Annotated in this window: 10 protein-coding genes; 5 read left to right on the top strand and 5 right to left on the bottom strand. The window is 47.1% G+C overall.

All coding sequences use genetic code 11. The features are described 5' to 3' along the window. Positions 1–537: 537 nt before the first annotated feature. From MiSe_RS22540 to MiSe_RS22520, 5 genes are all read right to left on the bottom strand, one after another. A complete protein-coding gene (locus MiSe_RS22540) occupies positions 538–2,118 on the bottom strand; it encodes an ATP-dependent DNA helicase (protein WP_226585105.1) in 1,581 nt (526 codons plus the stop codon). 243 nt (positions 2,119–2,361) lie between these two features. Continuing rightward, positions 2,362–3,228 (bottom strand): hypothetical protein, encoded by an 867-nt coding sequence (locus MiSe_RS22535; protein ID WP_226585103.1) that lies wholly within the window; start codon positions 3,226–3,228, stop codon positions 2,362–2,364. A 95-nt stretch (positions 3,229–3,323) separates the two neighbouring features. After that, a complete protein-coding gene (locus MiSe_RS22530) occupies positions 3,324–3,926 on the bottom strand; it encodes a DUF1517 domain-containing protein (protein ID WP_226585101.1) in 603 nt (200 codons plus the stop codon). A 564-nt stretch (positions 3,927–4,490) separates the two neighbouring features. Continuing rightward, positions 4,491–6,050 (bottom strand): pentapeptide repeat-containing protein, encoded by a 1,560-nt coding sequence (locus tag MiSe_RS22525; protein WP_226585099.1) that lies wholly within the window; start codon positions 6,048–6,050, stop codon positions 4,491–4,493. 123 nt (positions 6,051–6,173) lie between these two features. Further along, a complete protein-coding gene (locus MiSe_RS22520) occupies positions 6,174–7,715 on the bottom strand; it encodes a pentapeptide repeat-containing protein (RefSeq protein ID WP_226585097.1) in 1,542 nt (513 codons plus the stop codon). Between the two features lie 419 nt (positions 7,716–8,134). On the opposite strand from MiSe_RS22520, the gene MiSe_RS22515 reads away from it, so the two are divergent. From MiSe_RS22515 to MiSe_RS22495, 5 genes are all read left to right on the top strand, one after another. Then, the gene (locus MiSe_RS22515) at positions 8,135–9,973 is read left to right on the top strand and encodes an APC family permease (RefSeq protein ID WP_226585095.1); all 1,839 of its coding nucleotides are present in this window, start codon (positions 8,135–8,137) and stop codon (positions 9,971–9,973) included. A gap of 123 nt (positions 9,974–10,096) precedes the next feature. Continuing rightward, positions 10,097–10,936 carry a prephenate/arogenate dehydrogenase gene (locus MiSe_RS22510; protein ID WP_226585094.1) on the top strand — a complete coding sequence of 280 codons (840 nt, stop codon included), beginning with the start codon at positions 10,097–10,099 and terminating at the stop codon, positions 10,934–10,936. Between the two features lie 82 nt (positions 10,937–11,018). Then, on the top strand, positions 11,019–15,032 hold the full coding sequence (locus MiSe_RS22505; RefSeq protein WP_226585092.1) for a WD40 domain-containing protein: 4,014 nt from the start codon (positions 11,019–11,021) through the stop codon (positions 15,030–15,032). A gap of 395 nt (positions 15,033–15,427) precedes the next feature. Beyond that, on the top strand, positions 15,428–17,215 hold the full coding sequence (locus MiSe_RS22500; RefSeq protein ID WP_226585090.1) for a putative bifunctional diguanylate cyclase/phosphodiesterase: 1,788 nt from the start codon (positions 15,428–15,430) through the stop codon (positions 17,213–17,215). Positions 17,216–17,730: 515 nt separating this feature from the next. After that, the gene (locus tag MiSe_RS22495; RefSeq protein WP_226585089.1) at positions 17,731–20,613 is read left to right on the top strand and encodes a hybrid sensor histidine kinase/response regulator; all 2,883 of its coding nucleotides are present in this window, start codon (positions 17,731–17,733) and stop codon (positions 20,611–20,613) included. Positions 20,614–20,718 lie beyond the last annotated feature (105 nt).

Here is a 20,718-nt window from a genome sequence, read left to right as displayed (position 1 = left end):
CAACTTTGGCTTGATGATAGCGTTCACTTCAAAATTGTGGCTAGATTTTCACAAAACGACAACATTGGAGTATATGTAAGTTGCTAGTTACATCCAAGGACGCTGGTAATGGCGTTACTAGGCTCTGCCGTGGTCACGAGGGTAATCGGTAATTGTCAAGAGTAGGGGCGGGTTTGACCTGCCATCACCTTTGTTTGTGTGAAAAATTGTTGAGCCAGCAAAGAGATCGTGGTCGAAACCCGGTTTCCGATCAAAGAAACCGGGTTTGTGTGAAAAATTGTTGAGCCAGGAAAGAGATCGTGGTCGAAACCCGGTTTCTTTGATCGTTAAAGTGTGCCCCTACTGCCAATGAATCCAATTACCAATTACCGAGCGTCAGAAACCCGGTTTCAGCGTCAGAAACCCGGTTTCTGCGTCGATTTCTCGCTGTCAAACGCCGGATTTTTCCTTGAAACCGGGTTTCTTTAGCGTCAAACCCACGATAATTCCTTGAAACCGGGTTTCTTTGCCGCCAAAGCTAATAACTAGCAACTTGAGTTAGGTAGTATTATCCGGATCGCTACCGAACAAGCTCTTGTCTAAATAGTTAATCCGGGCAAAGGGGCTGAGGGCAGCGAGTACAAGATTACCGTAACTGCGGTGGATGGCGCGAGTGTCAAACAGGGCAACGACACCAGCAGATTCTCGTACGGGGGCGATGGCGCGCTGCAAAAAGCTTAAAGCTTCTGGCAATAAATATAAGCGAAACCAATCCAAGCGTTGCTGCTTGTAATAGGCAACGCGACCCGCAACGAGGGGATTCTCTAGGGAGGGAATGGGTAAAGTGGCGATCGCGATCGCTAAGGGGGCGGGCAAAACGCCTTGATGCTGCCGCCAGAATTCCCACCCGGTGACCAGAATACCGTTGTCATCCAAACAAGTTTTTTCCACTTGCACCCGCGAACCAAACTCAGCCGCCAGGGTAGCAGCCACAATCGCCTTCAGCGGTACATCGCCGACTAGCAGCACCGTTAGTCCCCCAACGGGTGCGATCGCCAACAGCAACTTGCGGAATTCTTGCAACAGCGCTGTCTGAAATTGCGGCGTGTTGGGCATGGGTAGCCCATCGGGCAGATACAGTTTAATCAGTTCGGTGTTGCGGTCTGGAGCAAACTTCAGACAAGTTAAATCTGCCAATCCCATCCGTTGACGGTAGATCGGTGCTTCTGCATCTAACTCCAAAGCACCGCCAATTAACACTACTGGCTGCAACTGCCAAATCTTGCTCAACGCGCAAGCGACCTCCAGCGGGCCGCAATATAAGGAAAACTGACCCAAAGGGCGAGCAATTTCTGCCCAGATTAGCTGTCCTGGAGTTGAAAACCGCTGCCAGAAAATTTTCCAGGCATCGGGTAAATGTTCAATCGCCCGCTCTTTCCACTCTTCGGCGCAGTTGCTTTCCCCATCGGGGGCAGTTGCTTCCTCGCCCAGATTTTCATACAAGCGTCTGATGATATCTTGCTCTGATGTTTCAATCAGACAGCATTCATAGGGGTTAGGGGGATGCTGGAAAACCGCCTTAGTTAGTTGTACCCGCGCTTCTCGGATCGCCTCTGCTTTATCCGGACAAGCTAGCATCAACTGTTCCCAGTCTTGGGGTTGAATGCAAGCAGTCAGGGCGTTTCGCGTCCAATCTTCCAGATCGTCAACGCCATCGAGAATCGTGGGAATGCCAGTGCCAAACCGATTTTGCCCTGTTAATCGATCTTGTAACCAAACTTGGGGAGTCACCAGCAACAGTCCCTGAAACTCGGCATCGGGCAAAGCGTCCCCCATGCGAATTGGCTTAGAAGTCTGTATCCACTGACGCAACTGGGGAATTTCCACCCTAACGAGACGCTGCTGAACTGCTTCCGCAGCGACTAAGATCGCAGGTCCAGGCCAAATCAGCGCCGGTGTCAAGTAACTCAGGCGATATCTGGCATAGCCGCCATAAACTCCCACCTGCATCAGGGCGCTGCGCCCCAGCCGCAAAGCGCGTGCTACCAGCCTTGCCATCGTCAAATGATGGGGCCAGTGGGGTTCGCCTGCCTCGCGCAGAAAGGCGCGGAGTGAGTTGTGGACTTCTGCCTCTATCACCTGACGACTTTAGCAATTGTTGGACTGTCCTTTATTTTGGCACAGTCAATAAAAAGCCCTGCCTCTTGGCTGAGGGAGGGGAGCAGGGGAGATGGGGAGCAGGGGAGCAGGGGAGCAGGGGAGATGGGGAGATGGGGAGATGGGGAGATGGGGAGAATGTACATTCAAATTCCCCTCTGCACACCTGCACACCTGCCCCCCTGCCCCCCTGCCCCTGGAGCACCTGTCCGATGCTGGAAGATATTAACGCCGCCTGCTGCCGAAGCCGCTGCGAGCAGGACGTCCGCTGCCGAAGCTGGGGCTGCGGTCAACGGAGCTGGGACGGGATTTATCGGAGGAGCGCAGGGTACTGGAACCGAAACCGGAACCTGTGGGGCGATCGCTTGTATTAACCCGCGGAGTCCGCACGGTCGAGTCGCCGGAAGGATAGCTTCTGATCCGACCTGTGGTGCGGAGATAGGCGGGACGATTTCTGACTGCGGGTGGCGGCGTTTGGTAACGGGTTTGATACTGGTTGACGGCTTGGTCATAAGTGCTGCCATATCCGCCAAAGCCAGTCATAACCGTCGCACCGGGTTGATACACCGGCGGCACGTAGTACTGGGGCCTAAATAACATATTGCCGATAACACTACCCGCCACAGCGCCTGCAAACGGTGCCCAAAAGCCACCAGATTCCTGACGTACAATCACCGTTTGGGGTTGTCCGGTTTGGGGATCGGTTCGGGTTTCGCTCACCGCGCGGACGTACTCGATTTTGAAGTCTTCAGTCAAGTGCAAAGACGCTTGATTGTTGTCAATTTTGAGATAGCTCTTTTTACCGGCAGAAACTTCTTCCGGTGTCAGTCGCGCCATCTGTAAATTGCTCGTGCGATAAGTTGGGGGAGTACCCGCTGGTGTATTGAGTAAAAACAAGGTGTATTCCCCATTGGCATCGCTGTAGCTGGCTTGTTGCACTGCATACTCGCCGCTACTCAGGTTGGAGCGACTCTGGGGCGCTACCGCGACATTTTGGTTCGGGGGTTGTTGTGTGGTTGAGTTAGAACCGCTACAAGCAACCGTTGTCCAACACAAGGTCAGCGTTAGGAATATTACTGCGATTTTACGCATCCGGGATGAGTAAGCAATCATGAGAATTTCACAACAGATGGCAGATCGGTTAATTATTTAGCACGACGAGGGTTCAATTTGACGCCAACTCCCAATTAGAGCGGAATTAATTCCGGGAAATGCTGCAACAGTTGGTCGCTGGTTAATTCATCTCCCAATTGAGCGGGTGAGAAATGAACTTGAATCGCCCGCAGGGTTTTTTGATAGTGTAAGTTAATCAACGCCTTCAATCCGGCTTTGAGTGCGGCGATATTCGCCAAATCCGTTTCTAATTGCGGCACTTCGCCTTCACAGGCTACTGTTATCATCACAATTAGGTTGCGAGTCACTGGCAAGGAGAATGTATCCCTCGCTCCAGCAGGTATTCCCAAGTCGGGTTCGCTTAGGTAGCGTTGCGCCGAGTCGGTAAACAAATCGTTGAAATAGTCGCCCGCTTCGCCTTCGTTCCACAATACATCGCCTTCGTTTGCGGCTGATTGCCAGTAGGTATCGTACTGCAATAGGCTTTGGCAGATTTCGACCAATCCTTCGCCTAAGACTTCTAATTCGCCTTCCGAGTCGATTGCCTGCCTTGCGACTCGATTCAGGACGCCCAGCAGGGGCGCTACTTGGTCACCGGCTAGGTGGATAAACAGGCGACAAACGACAAAGCGAGTTTTGCCCATCATTTTCCCGAAGCGATCGCGCCAATCACTCATGATTTTTCCCTCACAAAATACCTCGTTTGGCAGCCCACCCCTAATAGGGGTGGAAGGTTCACAGGCAACTGCGAGTTGCCGTCAAAGAAAAGGCAATTGCTGCCGACTCCCTTGCGGGGTAAAGTTAGCCTCGACAACGTTTAGGGTCGGTAACTCTCCAAACGACACTGACTTAACCGATAAATCTGTTTAATCGTTCGGTTCTAGAGCAAGGGACTGGCTACGCATCCCAAGGTAGGTTCACAGAACGCTTGCCCTAAACGTAGTACGCGAGATACTTACAGGACTTAGGCAAAAAAACCCGCTTTCTCCGAAAAATGCTGGGTTTCCAGTCGCGAGATTGACGCAGAAACCCGGTTTTTGGCTCCGGGTGCCTAAGTCCCGACTTAGTCTGGTCAACTGTGGGCTTCACGGCTGTGAAGCCCCACCCCTAATAGGGGTGGGTCGTTGACAACGCGCTACAATTTATTCGCGCTTTTAGTTTACTTCAAATCTATTTTAATTTTATCGATTCGCCCGGGTTGCTTGGGTCTATAATTGGGTTGATTTTTCGCCTCAAACCTGCTATATTTCCATCGGAAATTTTTTGATAAAATCAATCAGGATACTCAGGGGCGGTAGGGTAAATGCCATCGGCTCGATGGACGTGACTAGATCGGGACTGTTGAAACTCGATGCTTTAACCAGACGTTTGCCAAAATCCGGGTGATGATAAAGGCTAAAAGTTTGCGAATTCGAGTTGGTTAAAACTGTATGGGTCGGCGCTTTGAAAAACTTCTTTTTTTCCGTCCTTAACTGAGTATTTAACACCTGAATCTCAAAAACTTCGCTGACTGTTTGATTGAGAATTTTACTCAGGCTTTGTATCACTTTAAATTCTTTTATTTCCAATTTTTCCGCTCCAGGGGATTGAAGCATTTGCATTAAAGCGATGATGGTTTTTTTGGTTTGACTTGCATCTTCAAAGGGTAAAATTGCTACGAAAGCGGTAGCAAATAATTGAATTTCGTTGTCGATGGCAAACGTGAGGAGAGTGCGGCGGCGGCCTACTTTAATACTGGGGGGTTGGGAAAGTACGGAGTATTGTTGAGAGAGTTGATAGTAGGTAGCAGCTAAGGTAAAGTGAGCTTCTTGGTCTAAGGGTGCGTCGATAATAATTTGTACTGTGGGTAAGGTTTGATGAAAAAACCTTTTGGCTTCTTCTTCGCTGTTGAAGCGTTGGATTTGGCTGCGATCGCCATTCGCACTTAAATCCACCCACTCGCAGATCATGCCTTCTGTTTTCAGTCCGAAGCGGGCAACGCCATAAATTTTAGACCCGGTGATAATCGCTCCCGATAGATCGGCGTCGGTCATATCTGCCCGGATCAATCTGGTTTGCGTCAGGTCTCCGTAAACCAAACTGGCATTCTGTAAGTTGGCGCTGCTTAAGTCGGCTCCCATTAAGTTGGCACCGCTCAATTTGGCTTCGTTCAAGTCTGCCCATCTCAGCACTCCCCCACTCAAATCCACCCATCTCAGATTTGCGCCACTCAAGTTGGCTCCACTCAAGTTGGCGCAGCTCAGATTTGCTTGTCTGAGATCTGCATCTCTTAAATTAGCTGCGCTGAGGTCTGCTCGGTTGAGATCGGCTCCGTGCAAGTTAGCCCCTTCCAAGTCGGCTTCTGTGAAGGAGCTGCCCCTGCCGTTAGCCTGATTCAGGTTAGCTCGAGTTAGGTTAGCCTGTCTTAGCCTTGCTTCTCGGAAATCTGCACCGTTGAGATCTGCACCGCTGAGGTTGGCTTTGCTGAATTCGGCGCGGATCAGTTCCGCTCTGATTAGTGCAGCGCCCGTCATATCGGCGCTGGTAAAGTCAGCCCGAATTAAGTTGGCTACGTTGAGAATTGTTCTCTTTAAGTTGGCTCCGCTCAAGTTTGCTCCGCTCAGTCTGGCGACGTTGAGTTTGGCATCACTTAAGTTAGCGCCGCTTAAGTTGGCGCCGCTTAAGTTTGCTACGCTCAAATTGGCGCCGCTCAAATTGGCGCCGCTCAAGTTGACGCCACTTAGTTTAGCTTCGCTTAGATTGATACCAGCAAAGTTTCTTTCTCCTGCTGCGTATTGGTTTAGCAGTTCTTCTACTTCCATTCGGGCTACCTTGTCAGCAGATAGATAGTTAAAGATTGTCTGTGTTTCTGATTTTAAATCCTATCACTCTATCATAACATTTTTTTAACTTGTCTACCCCCTGGTTAAACTTTTTAATTTTTTTCAATGAAAGCTGCTGAGGAAATTCAACAATCCAGGCGTTGTCAGCCGGGGGTTTTTTTGTGGTTTGATGGCGTTTTCTTGGGGGTAAGCAATCAATGCCACTGAACCGCTCAAACGTTTGCCAAAGCTAGGATGAGCGTAGATATTTAAAGCTTGCTCGCTAGAATTTGTTAAAATAATCTGCGTCGGAGTTTGAAAAAAATTTTCTTTTCTGGCCTTAGTTAAACCTTCCTCTGTTTTAACTTTTTCTAAAATTTTAACTACTTGTTCTAGAGCGATCGCGATTTTTTCTAACCAATATTGCTCTTGGATGCCAATGGATTCTTCCTCTGCTTTAACTTGGGACAACGTGAGGAGATTTTTCTGAGCGATTGCAGCATCTTGAAACGGAAATATGGCAAGGTAAGCCGTGGCAAACAATAGCTCGTCGTTGTCAATTTTAAAGGTTAAAGTTGTTCTGCGATCGCTGACTTCAATGCTGGGTGGACGACTGATGACGGGGTAGGCGACTGCGAGTTGATGGTAAGTGAAAGCTAAGGCTAAGTTAGCGTCTTGGTCGAGTGGGCCATCAACGATAATGCGGACTGTGGGTAAAGTTTGAAGAAAAAACTTTTTGGCTTCTCCTTTTGAGAAGCGGTAAATTTGGCTGCGATCCCCATCGGGACTCAAGTCCACCCACTCGCAGATTAATCCTTCTGTCTTCAGACCGAAACGCGAAGCCGCATAAAGTTTGGCTCCGGTGATTGTGGCGCAGGTTAAATCGGCTCCCGCCCAATCTGCCTTAATTAAATTGGCGCTGCTTAAATCCGCGTGAACCAGACTAGCATTCAACAAATTAGCGTGGCTCAAGTCTGCTCCACTCAAGTTAGCCCCGCTCAATTTCGCTTCGCTCAGGTTAGCCCAACTCAAATTTACCCCGCTTAAGTCCGCCCATCTCAAATTCGACCCGCTTAAGTCAGCACCGCTGAGATTGGCTAAACCAAGATTGACTTGTCTGAGTTCCGTCCCTCTGAGGTCGGCTGCGCCCAGATCGGCTCGATTCAGTTCCGCCCCGTGCAAGTTGGCTTCTTGCAAGCTAGCTGCGGTCAACAAAGCACCTCTGAGATTCGCTTCGCTTAAGTTGGCGCCCCTGAGGTTAGCAGTCCTCAGCGTTGCTTCGCCCAGATCGGCTCCTGTGAGGTTAGCGCCGCTGAGGTTAGCGCCGCCCAGATCGGCGCGGATCAGTTCCGCTCTGATTAGGGAAGCACCCATGAGTTCGGCTTCGCGTAAATCGGCTCGAACTAGATTCGCCACGTTGAGAATGGCACCGCTGAGGTTAGCGCCACTCAGGTTAGCGCCGCTGAGTTTGGCAACATTGAGTTTAGCACCGCTCAAGTTGGCGCCGCTCAGATTGGCACCACTCAGGTTGGCGACGCTCAGGTTGACGCCACTCAGGTTGACGCCGCTCAGATTGACGCCGCTCAGGTTAGCCTCGCTCAGGTTGATAGATGCAAAGTTTCTGACCCCCGCCGCGTATTGCTTTAAAAATTCTTCGACTGTCATTATGGCTACCTTGAAAACATCCTCACTGGATGCTCGGGACTAACCCCGACCGGGCCAACAAATTCAATTACCTCGATTATAGACATAGTGTATCAGTAATAGCATGGATGACCCTGACTAAACAGTAGGATAAATATGTTACTTCCTTTTTAAGTATGGGATGTATGCAGGGACGCTGTTGATCGGCATTGGGTACTGTGGCAAAAAAGATTAGGTACTCTGGGTAGGGGAAGCGGAACAGAGAAAAACAAAGCGCGGCATTCAAGTTTCCGAACAGGAACGCTTAAACCGATACCTGCCGAAGAACTTTAGCACGAGCATGGGTGAAATGGTACAAGTCGTTTCTATTGCGTCCCTATTTCCTATTGTTAACCAGAAGCGGAACAAAGCTACAACTCTTCAATACCCAAGACTAATCTATGTCGTTTTTTTCTCAGATTAAACAAGTTTTGCTGGGTAAATCGTTACCCACGAGCGCTCATGCCGAAGAACGATTGACTAATGCCGCCGCACTGGCGGTGCTTTCGTCGGATGCGCTTTCGTCGGTAGCTTACGCGACCGAGGAGATTTTACTGGTGCTGGTGGCTGCTGGTAGCTTAGCACTCGGTTGGTCGATTCCGATTGCGATCGCTATTATCCTGCTACTAGCCATCGTAATTTTCTCCTATCGCCAGACAATTCGCGCCTATCCCAAAGGCGGCGGATCTTATATTGTCGCCCGCGAAAACCTCGGTCTCTATCCAGGGTTAGTTGCGGCGGCTTCGTTGATGATCGACTATATCTTAACCGTCACGGTGAGCGTTTCTGCCGGAACTGCGGCGCTGACTTCAGCAAAACCGGAATTGCAACCCTACACAATTGAGCTTTGCTTAGTTTTTACGCTTTTAATCATGGTTGTAAATTTGCGGGGAGTCCGCGAATCAGGCCAAATTTTTATGATGCCAACCTATGGGTTTATCGCTGGTGTTTTTGTCATGATTGGGATTGGTTTCTATAAAATCTTTACCGGGTACGTCCCTCCTATTTATCCCGATGTTCCCATCAAAGAACCGCTGGGTTTATTTTTCATTTTGCGGGCTTTTGCTGCGGGGTGTACGGCGCTTACCGGCGTAGAAGCGATTTCGGATGGGGTTTTGGCGTTTAAATCGCCTGAATGGAAAAACGCTCGCCTTACCTTGCTATTTCTGGGGGAAATTCTAGGAATTATGTTTGTTGGCATTACGTTTTTAGCTAATGCCTATCATATTGTTCCCGCAGCAGGACAAACTGTAGTTTCCCTGTTAGGACGCCAAATTTTTGGCAATAACAGTTGGGCTTACTACTTTCTGCAAGTCGCGACGCTGTTAATTTTACTGTTAGCAGCCAATACCAGTTTTGCCGATTTTCCCAGACTTTGTTACTTTTTAGCCCGCGATGGATTTTTACCTCGACAATTAGCATTGTTGGGCGATCGCTTGGTCTACGAAAATGGTATTATGGTTCTCAGCTTCTGTGCGGCGGTTTTGTTGGTAATCTTTAAAGGAGAAGTTAGCGCCGTGATTCCGCTTTATGCGGTGGGGGTATTTACTTCATTTACCCTGTCCCAAGCAGGGATGATACGCCACTGGTTTAAGGAAAAAACTGCCGGGTGGCGTGCTTCTGCTGCGATGAATGGAGTGGGATCGCTCGCAACAAGCGTCGTTCTCGCTGTCATCATATCAACCAAGTTTTTCTTGGGTGCTTGGTTAGTTATCTTAGCGATTCCTTTAGTAGTCGGTTTATTTGTAGCGATTCGCCGTCACTATCAATATGTGGCACAACGTCTCAGTATTAGTGAAATACCGGCGAGGAGTTACATTCCCAGACCTAAATCGGAAGTAGCTAACCACCCAGCAGTCGTTGTAGTTGGCAATTTAAACCGAGGAACGGTAGAAGCACTTGATTATGCTCGCAGTATTGCCGATGAAATTGTAGCCGTTCACGTCGATATCGGTTCAACTGACCGAGAAAAACTGCAACAACGATGGCAAGAATTAGAACCCGATATTCCTTTGGTAATTTTGGATTCACCTTATCGTTCTGTCGTTTCTCCGATTGTGGATTTTATCGGCAAGTTTGAAGCGCAACATCCGGGGGTTTTATCGACTATCATTATCCCGGCTTTTGTGACGCGGAATTGGTGGGAAAATCTTCTCCACAACCAAACTACAATTTTCTTAAAAGCTGCTTTGAGATCGAAGAAAAGCCGCGTTGTTACGACGGTCAGATATTATCTGTAAATTGGTAATTGGTAATGGGTAATTGGGAATTGCTAATTGCTAATTGCTAATTGTATAGTGAATTCAATCCAAAATCGTTTCATTACCCATTACCTATTACCCATTACCTATTACCCATTACCTATGAAGATTGGCATTGTTGGATTGGGATTGATTGGTGGTTCGCTGGCGTTAGATTTGCGCCCAAAAGGTTATCGAATACTGGGAGTCAGTCGCAAAGAAGAAACTTGTAGGGCGGCGATCGCTCGCGGCATAGTAGATGATGCCAGCACCAATCTCAGCTTTTTGGCAACAGCTGATGTTATCTTTATTTGTTCTCCAATATCATTAATTGTTCCAATAGTCAAGGAATTAATTCCCCATCTTTCGGCTGAGGCGATTTTGACCGATGTGGGGTCTGTAAAAACGCCAATCGTTCCAGAAGTTAGCGAGATTTGGCCTAATTTTGTCGGCGGACATCCGATGGCGGGAACCGCAGAAAGCGGTTTAGATGCGGCTATATCGAATTTATTTGTGGGCAGACCTTATGTGCTTACCCCAGTGGAAACAACGCCTACAGAGGCGGTTAAAACGGTGGAGGAAATTGCGCGAAGTCTGGGTTGCCAAATCTATTTTTGCACGCCAGAAGACCACGACAGCGCAGTTGCTTGGATTTCCCACTTACCAGTAATGATAAGCGCGGGGTTAATAACTGCTTGTATGAACGAAACCGATGGGGCGGTTTTAAAATTAGCCCAAAATTTGGCAAGTTCTGGTTTTAAAGATACTTCGCGGGTAGGAGGTGGAAATCCAGAATTGGGGGTGATGATGGCGCGGTACAATCGCGGGGAGTTGTTGCGAAGTCTCCAACAATATCGCCACACCATCGACAAATTGATTGCTGATATTGAACGGGAAGATTGGGAAGCATTAGAACAGCAACTGAAGCACACCCAACAAGCACGACCTCAATTTTTGGAGTAATTGCCGATTCTGTAATCCAAGAGAAGTGTGAGGAAATTGACGAGTAATCTAAAATCTAAACCAGTAGTAGGGATAAAATGCCGTGAAATCCAAACCACCTTCTCAATCTAAGCGTCATCGCGGTTATGTCCTCACGCCAACGGGAGCGAAAAAACTGCAAAACCGGATTAGCGAGTTAGAGGATAAAACCGGAATCAAGTACAATGCTGCCAAAATTTCTGAAAAATCTCAATTGATTAGTATTTCCGGTTTGCATCCGACAACGATCAGAAAAATATTGCGGGGACAAGGCGGGGATGAAAGTTCGTTGCGGTTGATTTTCCAGGTAGTAAACTTGGAATTGTCAGACCAAGATTACACGCAACCGGGAATTGATAATATTGTTAGGATTAATGCTACTCAAGATTGGGGTGAGGCGGTTGATGTTTCGGTTTTTTACGGTCGGGAGTTGGAATTAGAAAGTCTGTCCGAGTGGATTCTGGAAGAAGATTGCCGCCTAGTGGTGCTGTTGGGAATGGGTGGCATTGGTAAAACGGCACTGTCGGTGAAATTGGCGGAGAAAGTTGGGGATAATTTTGAGTTTTTGATTTGGCGATCGCTCAAAAATGCCCCTGCTCTAGAAGAACTGCTCCCAGACTTAATTCAATTCCTTTCTCAGCAGCAGGAAACTGCTGTTAATTTACCCAAAACTATCGGCGGTAAAATTTCCCGAATCAACCATTATTTACGCTCCTCACGCTGTTTGTTAGTTTTCGATAATATCGAAACCCTGTTAAAACCTGGTAGTCCCGCCGGACGCTATCGGGAAGGATATGAAGGGTATGGGGAACTTTTTAGACGAGTGGCAGAAACGGTTCACCAAAGTTGCTTGATTTTAACTTCACGAGAAAAACCTCAATGTATTTCGTCTCTCGAAGGCGAAAGCTTGCCGGTGCGTTGTTGGCAATTAAAGGGGTTACCCGATGTAGAAGGGGAAAAAATATTAAGTACTAAAGGACTGAGGGGTTCCCAAGCAAATATCAAGCAACTCGCGCAACTGTATCAAGGAAATCCCCTAGCTTTAAAAATTGTCGCGACTTCGATTCAAGAGTTATTTGCTGGCAATATTGCTGAATTTTTGGATGAAGGGGTAGCGGTTTTTAACGGGATTCGCAGTTTATTAGAACAGCAGTTTGATCGCTTGGCGACGCTAGAAAAGCAAATTCTTTATTGGTTGGCTATTAATCGAGAACCAGTTTCCCTCGCCCAATTACGGGAAGATATTGTGCCTCGGGTTTCATCGGGGAGAATTCTGGAATCTTTGGAGTTTATTGGGTGGCGATCGCTGATAGAAACCCAAACTACCAACGCCGGACAATTGTTTACTTTGCAACCTGTGGTGATGGAGTATTTGAGCGATCGCTTGATCGAGCAAGTCTGTGCAGAAGTCCGCACCGCCAGCGAGTCGGGAAACCTCGATAGCCTCAACCTCCTGAAACACCATGCCTTAATCAAAGCCGAGTCTTCCGAATCGGTGCTAGCTGCGCAATTTAATTTGATTTTACAGCCAATTGTTGAAGGTTTATTAACCAGTTTCGGTAACCGGGAAAATTTAATAGCATTCTTCAATAAGATTATAGCATCTTTGAAGTCAAATTTACTGACAACTCCCGGTTATCTTGCTGGCAATGTGGTAAATTTACTAATTAAGTTAAAAGTAGATTTGAGCGGGTATGACTTTTCTGGACTGACGATTTGGCAAGGGTATTTCCCTGGGGTTAATTTACGGCGAGTTAACTTGACTGGGGCGAATTTAGCCAAATCGGTTTTTAGCGAAAATTTTGGCAAGATTTATGGAATTGCTTTGAGTCCAGATGGAACTCAAGTAGCAACGGGACATAAAGATGGGGAAGTGCGTTTGTGGCAAGTAGCAGATGGGAAATTGTTGTTTCGCTTCTTAGGACATAGCAGTACTGTTTGGTGTTTAAGCTTTAGTCCAGACGGAAAGATGCTTGCTAGCGGCAGCTTTGATAACACAATTCGATTGTGGCAGGATGAAACGGGAAATATTGGGGAGGGGGCGAGAAATTTATCGCCGATTCGCAATACTTTATCGTTTATCGGTCATGGGAATTGGGTGTGGGGGATTGCATACAGTCGGGATGGTAAAATATTGGCGAGTGGGAGTAGCGATCGCACGGTCAAACTCTGGGATATTTCCACGGGAAATTGCCTTACAACTTTGCAAGGACATACCGATATCGTCCATACAGTTGCCTTTAGTCCGATCCCCCTCACATCCCCGTTTTTAAGGGGGACGGGAGGGGGATCCCAAGGGGGGGGTATCTTAGCCAGCGGGAGTGCGGATCGAACAGTAAGAATATGGAATATAACCACAGGAGATTGCCGCCAAATTCTCACCGGACACAAAAGTCAAATCTCTGCGGTTGCCTTTAGTCCCGATGGACTTTATTTGGCAAGTTGCGACGGACAAAGTATTAAAATTTGGGACATTACAACCGGAGAATGCCACCAAACTATCTGTAAAGCTCTGACATTTGTTTGGTCAATTGCCTTTAGTCCGGATGGGGAAACCATCGCGGGTGGAGATGACAAAGTTATCAAAGTTTGGGATATCAAAACAGGAGAATGCTGTCAAATATTATCGGGATTCACCAGTCAGGTTTGGTCGGTAACATTTAGTAGCAACGGACAAATTATTGCAGCGAGCGATAAGCAAACCTTAAAGTTGTGGCAAATTAACGAAAACGGTGTCAATCCGCTGCAAACAATACAAGGATATGCTAACTCGATTTGGTCGGTTGCGGTTAGTTCTATTCCGGATCCCCCCCTACCCCCCCTTGGTAAGGGGGGGCAGGGGGGGATCGTCGCATCTGGGGGTGCAGATCAAACCATCAGTCTTTGGGATATTTCAACCCGTCGCTGTTTAGGGACTCTATCCCAACATCAAAAATCAATCCGCACTCTCGCCTTTAGTCCGATCCCCCCCAACCCCCCTTGGCAAGGGGGGAATTATATCCCCCCCAACCCCCCTTGGCAAGGGGGGAATTATATCCCCCCCAACCCCCCTTGGCAAGGGGGGAATTATATCCCCCCCAACCCCCCTTGGCAAGGGGGGCATGGGGGGATCTTAGCCAGCGGTAGCGAAGATAAAACCATCTGCGTTTGGCAGCTAAATAAAACAGGAATTGCAGATAAAATTAGTCGAGAAAATTTATCCCCAATTCAACTTTTAGGACATACAGGGTGCGTTTGGTCGCTGGCGTTTAGTCCCGATGGCAAAATTTTAGCTAGCGGTAGTTCCGACCAAACAATTCGACTTTGGGATATTAGTAACCGTCACTGTCTGCGAATACTGTCGGGACACGATAGTTGGGTGTTATCTGTTGCCTTTAGTCCGATCCCCGCTCACCCCCCGATAAACAAAGCTATCCCGCTCACATCCCCCGGGAGCGGGACGGAAGGGGGATCCCAAGGGGGGATTTTAGCTAGCAGCAGTGCCGATCAAACAATTCGACTTTGGGATATCACCACGGGAAAATGCATAAAAACTTTATTTGGACATCAGGGATTTATTTGGTCAATTGCCTTTAGTCTGGATGGGAAAATTCTCGCCAGTGCCAGCGAAGATGGAACCGTTAAACTTTGGAACCTGCAAAACCTCACCCCTAACTCCTCTCCCCATCAAACCCTGCAAGGTCATCAAAGTTTTGTTTGGTCAGTTGCTTTTAGTCCGATCCCCCCTAACCTCCCTTACCAAGGCGGGCATGGGGGGATTTTAGCAAGTAGTAGCGTTGACCAAACAATTCGACTTTGGGATGTGAGCGAGGGGCGGTGTATTAAAGTATTAGAAGGGCATAATAGCGCCGTGTGGTCGGTGGCGTTTACTCCCGATGGTAAAACTTTAGTTAGTAGCAGTAACGATGAAACAATAAAGTTTTGGGATGTAGAAACCGGGGTTTGTTTGGATACCCTTAGACCGGAAAGAATTTATGAAGACACGAATATTACCGGGGTGACGGGATTGACCCCCGCACAGAAATTAACCTTGAAAGAATTAGGAGCAATTGAACATCAAGAAACCCGGTTTTTCTAACAATACCTACGAATCTCTCCAGCAATAATTGGCAATGCTGCGTCAACAAGTTGTCGGACTCCCAGGGTCAAGGGGAGGTGAAATCAGCTGGGCGTTTTTTACATTTTGATAACTCATTGTATTTTGACTTTCAATATGATAAAATAGTAAAAATTTGGGTTGATTGTTCCTAGTAAGGACGAACGTCCTTAAACCTCTGGCATGAGAACGCCCATTCCTCACCTGGGTTCAGATGTGCGCGGACTTTTGCCAGCGCCTTTACTTTTTCTTCTTTTTCTTAAGTTCTTTCTAAAGTCACTATCTTCTCGCATAAAAGCAATTGGGCAAGCTAACACTGGAATTATCAAGACAGTATGCGGAAATCTCCGTCCTATCACTTCAACTAACCTTAAGCAATGAATCATAACCTGCTGTTTTCTTCAGCAACCATTCTCATTGTTGACGACTTGCCAACGAACTTGCGCTTGCTAGATTCGGTGCTAACTCAACAAGGGTATAACGTTCTCAAAGCCATCAACGGTGAATTGGCGTTGAGGGCGTCAACAACCGTCGATATTGATTTAATTTTACTGGATATTATGATGCCGGGACTGAATGGATATGAGGTTTGCCGTAGATTGAAAGCAGAGCCAAAAACTGCCAAAATTCCAGTAATTTTTCTCAGCGCTCTCAATGAGGGATTTGACAGGCTAAAAGCCTTTGAAGTCGGCGGCGTTGATTATATTAACAAACCATTAGTCATCGATGAACTTTTAGTCAAAGTTCAGACTTATCTATCGTTGAGGATAGCAGGAAAAGAAATTATGTTACTAGATCGGCGAATTGAAGAATTAACACAAGCACGGGAAGAGCAGATCAAGTATGCTCAAAATCAAATGGAAATTGTCCGTCACGATCTGCTGACGGGTTTACCGAATCGGGTGTTGTTTATGGAAGAGTTGAATTCAGCGATAAACCGCTCTAAAATTGAGCATGACTATCGGTTTGGGGTGCTATTTTTAGATGGCGATCGCTTCAAGGTCATCAACAATTCCCTAGGTTATTTGGTAGGAGATGAACTGCTCAATGCTATGGGTCGTCGCTTACAAGATAATTTGAGCGAACAAGACACGCTCGCGCGGTTAGGAGACGATGAATTTGCCATTCTCCTGACCGAGGCTCAAGATATCACCACTGCCTCTGAAGTCGCTAATAAAATATTAGCAGCCCTGAAGCAGCCTTTTAACCTGCAAGGACATGAAGTATTTATCAGTGCCAGTATTGGAATATGTTTGGGTGGTCGAGATTATCAACAACCCGAACATATTCTGCGAGATGCAGCGACGGCGATGGGGCGTGCCAAAGAACTGGGAAAATCCCGCTATCAAATTTTTGATATTACCCTGCACCAGGAAGCAAGACGGTTTTTACAGATAGAAACAGAACTGCGTCAAGCGATAAAAAAACAAGAATTTATAGTCTACTATCAACCGATTATTTGCCTAAATACGGGTAAAATTGATGGAGTAGAAGCTTTGCTGCGCTGGCAGCATCCCACTAGGGGTTTAATTGCTCCAGCCGAGTTTATTCCGGTAGCCGAGGAAAGTGGTTTGATTGCCCCTATTGGCAATTGGGTATTGCAGGAAGCTTGCCATCAACTTCGCCAGTGGCAAGCAGCAGGAATGGTGAATGATTCTTTCACAATCAGCATCAATTTGTCCCCGCAACAGTTTAGCCAAGGAGACTTGCTCGACCTGATTGACCAAATTCTGATTCAAACCCAACTCAATCCCTATTGCTTAAAACTGGAAATTACTGAAACTGCGCTGATGGAAAATTCCCAAGCAAATGTGTCGTTAATGAAGCAATTAAGCAGCAGAAAAATTCAGTTGAGTATTGATGACTTTGGCATCGGTTACTCTTCGCTGAGTTACTTGCATTCCCTACCCGTCAATGCGCTAAAGGTGGACAAATTTTTTGTGCAGAACCTCGATGAAGCACCGAGCAATACGGGAATTGTGCTAGCAATTATTCGCCTTGCTAAGACAATGGGAATGAATGCGATCGCTGAAGGTGTTGAAACAATTGAAAAATTAGAGCGACTGCGAATGTTAGACTGCGACTGCTGTCAAGGATACTTCTTTTCTCACCCTTTACAAGCGGATGAAGTTATCGAACTAATTGCCAGAGAACCTCGGTGGTGATATGACAAGGAAGATAAGGGGGACAAGGAGGACAAGGGGGATCGGCGTACTAATGTATTGTATTTGTGGGAGGTGGAACCTCCCATAATTCGTTCCCAGGTTGAACCTGGGAACGAGAACGAGGGAGGTTTCCCAGGTTGAACCTGGGAACGAGAACGAGAACCTCCCATAATTCGTTCCCAGGTTGAACCTGGGAACGAGAACGAGAAATCTAACACCTGGGAACGAGAAATCTATAGCGAATTGCAGCCGTATGAGGTACGGTTTGTTTGTCAAGCGCGCTGCCATTTTTGCTGCCGCTACACAAACAAGCGCGAATTCGTTCCCAGGTTGAACCTGGGAACGAGAAAGGCAGGTGGAACCTCCCACAATTCGTTCCCAGGTTGAACCTGGGAACGAGAAAAACGAGAAACCTGGGAACGAGAAAAACGAGAAATCTAAAACCTGGGAACGAGAAATTTAAAATCTCGCGAGTCTTTGGTACAAAATAGGGGGAAAGATGGCTCGATTGCTCTATGTTAGCCAAACTCATCAAACGCAGACTCGCCAAGCTATCGGGAAAAGTCCCGTTGCGAACTATCCTGATCGTTCCCGTTGTCTTGCAAATTGTTGCGACAGTGGGAATTGTGGGGTATCTTTCGTTTACAAACGGGCAAAGGGCGGTGGAAGAACTGGCGAGTCAGTTGATGAACAAGGTGAGCGATCGCATTGAACAGCAACTGAAACACTACTTGGAAAATCCCCAAGTCATCAATCAAATTAATGCCGAAGCGATTCAACATGGGCAGATAAACCTGCAAGATCCCAATAGCTTGACGCGCCAATTTTGGCAGCAGCGGTTTTTGTTCGATCGGGTGTGCGGAGCGGCAATTTTTTTTGGCAGTACCGAAGGCGAATTTACAGGTTTGGGACTGCGAAAACGCAAAATCTGGCTAATTGGTAGGGCGGGGCAAGCTACCAACAATCGATACTATAGCTATACGGTTGATTCCCTGGGAAATGCGGCAAACCTAACAGAAACTATGGAAAGTTTCGACCCCAGAAAGCGCCCTTGGTATCAAGCTGCGATGCGGGAGGGCGAGCCGGTTTGGAGTCGAGTTTATCCCGATTTTAGGCAAGAAAGCCCCAAAATTGCGCTCGCGCAGCCGGTATACGACTCGCAAGGGCGACTGCGGGGGGCGATTGGGGTAGATTGTTTGCTTTCTTCGGTGGGAGAGTTTCTCAGGCGCATAGAATTGGGGCAGTCTGGGGAAACTTTTATTATCGAGCGAGATGGAACGCTGGTAGCTAGTTCATCGGATATATTACCCTTTGATGTGCAAAAACTGCGACAATTGTACGCCAAAGAAAGTAGCAATGCTTTGATTCGATCTACGGTAAATCACCTGCAAGAAAGCTTTGGGAATTTTCATAATATTGACCGCAGCAAGCAACTCAGTTTTAAACTGAATGGCGAACGGCAATTGGTGAAAATAACGCCGTTTTCCGAGCAGTTTGGGTTGGATTGGTTAATTGTGGTGGTGGTGCCGGAATCAGATTTTATGGAACAAATCAATGCCAATACCCAAAGAACAATTTTGCTTTGTTTGGGAGCGTTGGGATTGGCAATTATTATTGGCATTTTGACGGCGCGAACTGTAACGCGACCGATTCTTAAGTTAAGCGCAGCGAGTCAAAAAATTGCCAGCGGCGAACTCAATCAGCGGGTGAATGTGGAAGGAAGTGCAGAATTAAAGGTGTTGGCAGATTCGTTTAATCAGATGAGTCGGGAAATTCAGCAATCTCGCGCACAACTGGAAGAGTATGCGCGATCGCTCGAACAAAAAGTGCGCGATCGCACCCAATCCCTCGAACAAGAAATTATCCAGCGCCAGCGCACCCAAGAACAACTGGCAACTGCCTTAGACGCCGCCGAAGCCGCATCCCGCGCCAAAAGCGCCTTCCTCGCCAACATGAGTCACGAGTTGCGATCGCCTTTAAATGCCATTCTCGGCTTTGCTCGACTTACAATTAAAAGCGAGGATCTCGCGTTAAAACATCGGGAAAATCTTGCCATTATTACCCGCAGCGGCGAACACCTCCTCGACCTGATTAACGAGATTTTAGATTTATCCAAAATTGAAGCAGGTCGCATGACTTTTAACCCCCAAAACTTCGACCTTTTTTCCCTCCTAGACGAGTTGGAATCTTGGTTTTGGCTCAAAGCCGAAACTAAGCAGTTACAGCTAATTTTCCAAATCGACCCCCAAGTACCTCGCTACATCCAAACCGACCCCCTCAAACTGCGCCAAGTTTTAATTAACTTACTCAGCAATGCAATTAAATTTACTCATAAAGGCAGCGTTACCTTGCGCGTAAAAACAGCAGAGGAGCTGGGGAGCTGGGGAGCAGAGGAGAGCGCAGATAAAAATTCCCCTCTGCCCCTCTGCACCTCAGCCCCTCTGCACTCAAATCATCTCAGCATTTGGTTTAACGTCGAAGACACCGGAGTTGGCATTCCGACCTCAGAACTCGACAGCATTTTTGCAGCCTTTGTGCAAACCAAAGCCGGACAACAAGCAGAAGGAACGGGTTTGGGATTGTGCATCGCTCGCAAATTCGTGCAGTTGATGGGGGGAGAGATGAGCGTTAAAAGTCAAGTCGGAAGCGGCAGTATTTTTAATTTTTATATTTCGGTAAATGTCGTTGAAAATAGCGAAATACCACCCGATATTTCTGAAAATCGTGTTATTGGTTTAGCACCCAATCAACCCCAATATCGGATATTATTAGTAGATGACAAAGATTACAATCGTCACCTGTTATTCCAACTCCTGCAACCCCTGGGTTTTGCAGTTAAAGAAGCGAGTAATGGACTGGAAGCCATAGAAATTTTCCCAGCTTTTGAGCCGCATTTAATTTGGATGGATATGCGGATGCCGGTGATGGATGGTTACGAAGCAACTAAACGAATCAAGGCCACAAGTCAAGGTAAAAATACAAAAATTATTGCCCTGACGGCGAGTACCGTTGAAGAAGAGCGAGCCATTATTATTGCTGCTGGATGCGACGATTTTTTGCGTAAACCTTTCCGCGAAATGGATATTTTTAACCTGATTAACAAGCATATTGGAGTGCTATATATCTATGAAAATGAATCGGTCAAAACTGCAAATTTAGGATATAATAGCGACAAGGCTTTAACGCCTGAAGATTTAGCGGTTTTACCGGAAAGTTGGTTGAATTCCCTTTATGAAGCGGCGGCTTTAGCAGATTCTGAAGCTGCTTTCCGGTTAATTGAACAAATTCGCTCTGAACGCGCAACATTAGCTGTCGCTTTAGCTAAGCTTGTCGATAATTTTGATTTTGAAACGATTGAAAATTTAATCGAAAATTTATTTAATAACTCAAGTTGCTAGTTATCTCTCTCACAGCGGCTAATGGCTAATGGCTAATGGATCGATTGGTAAATCTCCTATATTAGCAATTAGCAATTAGCAATTAGCAATTAGCAACGCCAAAGT

The sequence above is a fragment of the Microseira wollei NIES-4236 genome (genome assembly GCF_020521235.1).
GTDB lineage: Bacteria > Cyanobacteriota > Cyanobacteriia > Cyanobacteriales > Aerosakkonemataceae > Microseira > Microseira wollei.
This window is presented reverse-complemented; position numbering and strand designations above follow the sequence as displayed.

What these genes read in the sequence shown, in the direction of transcription:
- MiSe_RS22535 (WP_226585103.1), bottom strand. Translation starts at nt 3,228, where the DNA reads ATGCGTAAAATCGCAGTAATATTCCTAACGCTGACCTTGTGTTGGACA.
- MiSe_RS22530 (WP_226585101.1), bottom strand. Translation starts at nt 3,926, where the DNA reads ATGAGTGATTGGCGCGATCGCTTCGGGAAAATGATGGGCAAAACTCGC.
- MiSe_RS22525 (WP_226585099.1), bottom strand. Translation starts at nt 6,050, where the DNA reads ATGGAAGTAGAAGAACTGCTAAACCAATACGCAGCAGGAGAAAGAAAC.
- MiSe_RS22520 (WP_226585097.1), bottom strand. Translation starts at nt 7,715, where the DNA reads ATGACAGTCGAAGAATTTTTAAAGCAATACGCGGCGGGGGTCAGAAAC.
- MiSe_RS22515 (WP_226585095.1), top strand. Translation starts at nt 8,135, where the DNA reads ATGTCGTTTTTTTCTCAGATTAAACAAGTTTTGCTGGGTAAATCGTTA.
- MiSe_RS22510 (WP_226585094.1), top strand. Translation starts at nt 10,097, where the DNA reads ATGAAGATTGGCATTGTTGGATTGGGATTGATTGGTGGTTCGCTGGCG.
- MiSe_RS22500 (WP_226585090.1), top strand. Translation starts at nt 15,428, where the DNA reads ATGAATCATAACCTGCTGTTTTCTTCAGCAACCATTCTCATTGTTGAC.
- MiSe_RS22495 (WP_226585089.1), top strand. Translation starts at nt 17,731, where the DNA reads ATGTTAGCCAAACTCATCAAACGCAGACTCGCCAAGCTATCGGGAAAA.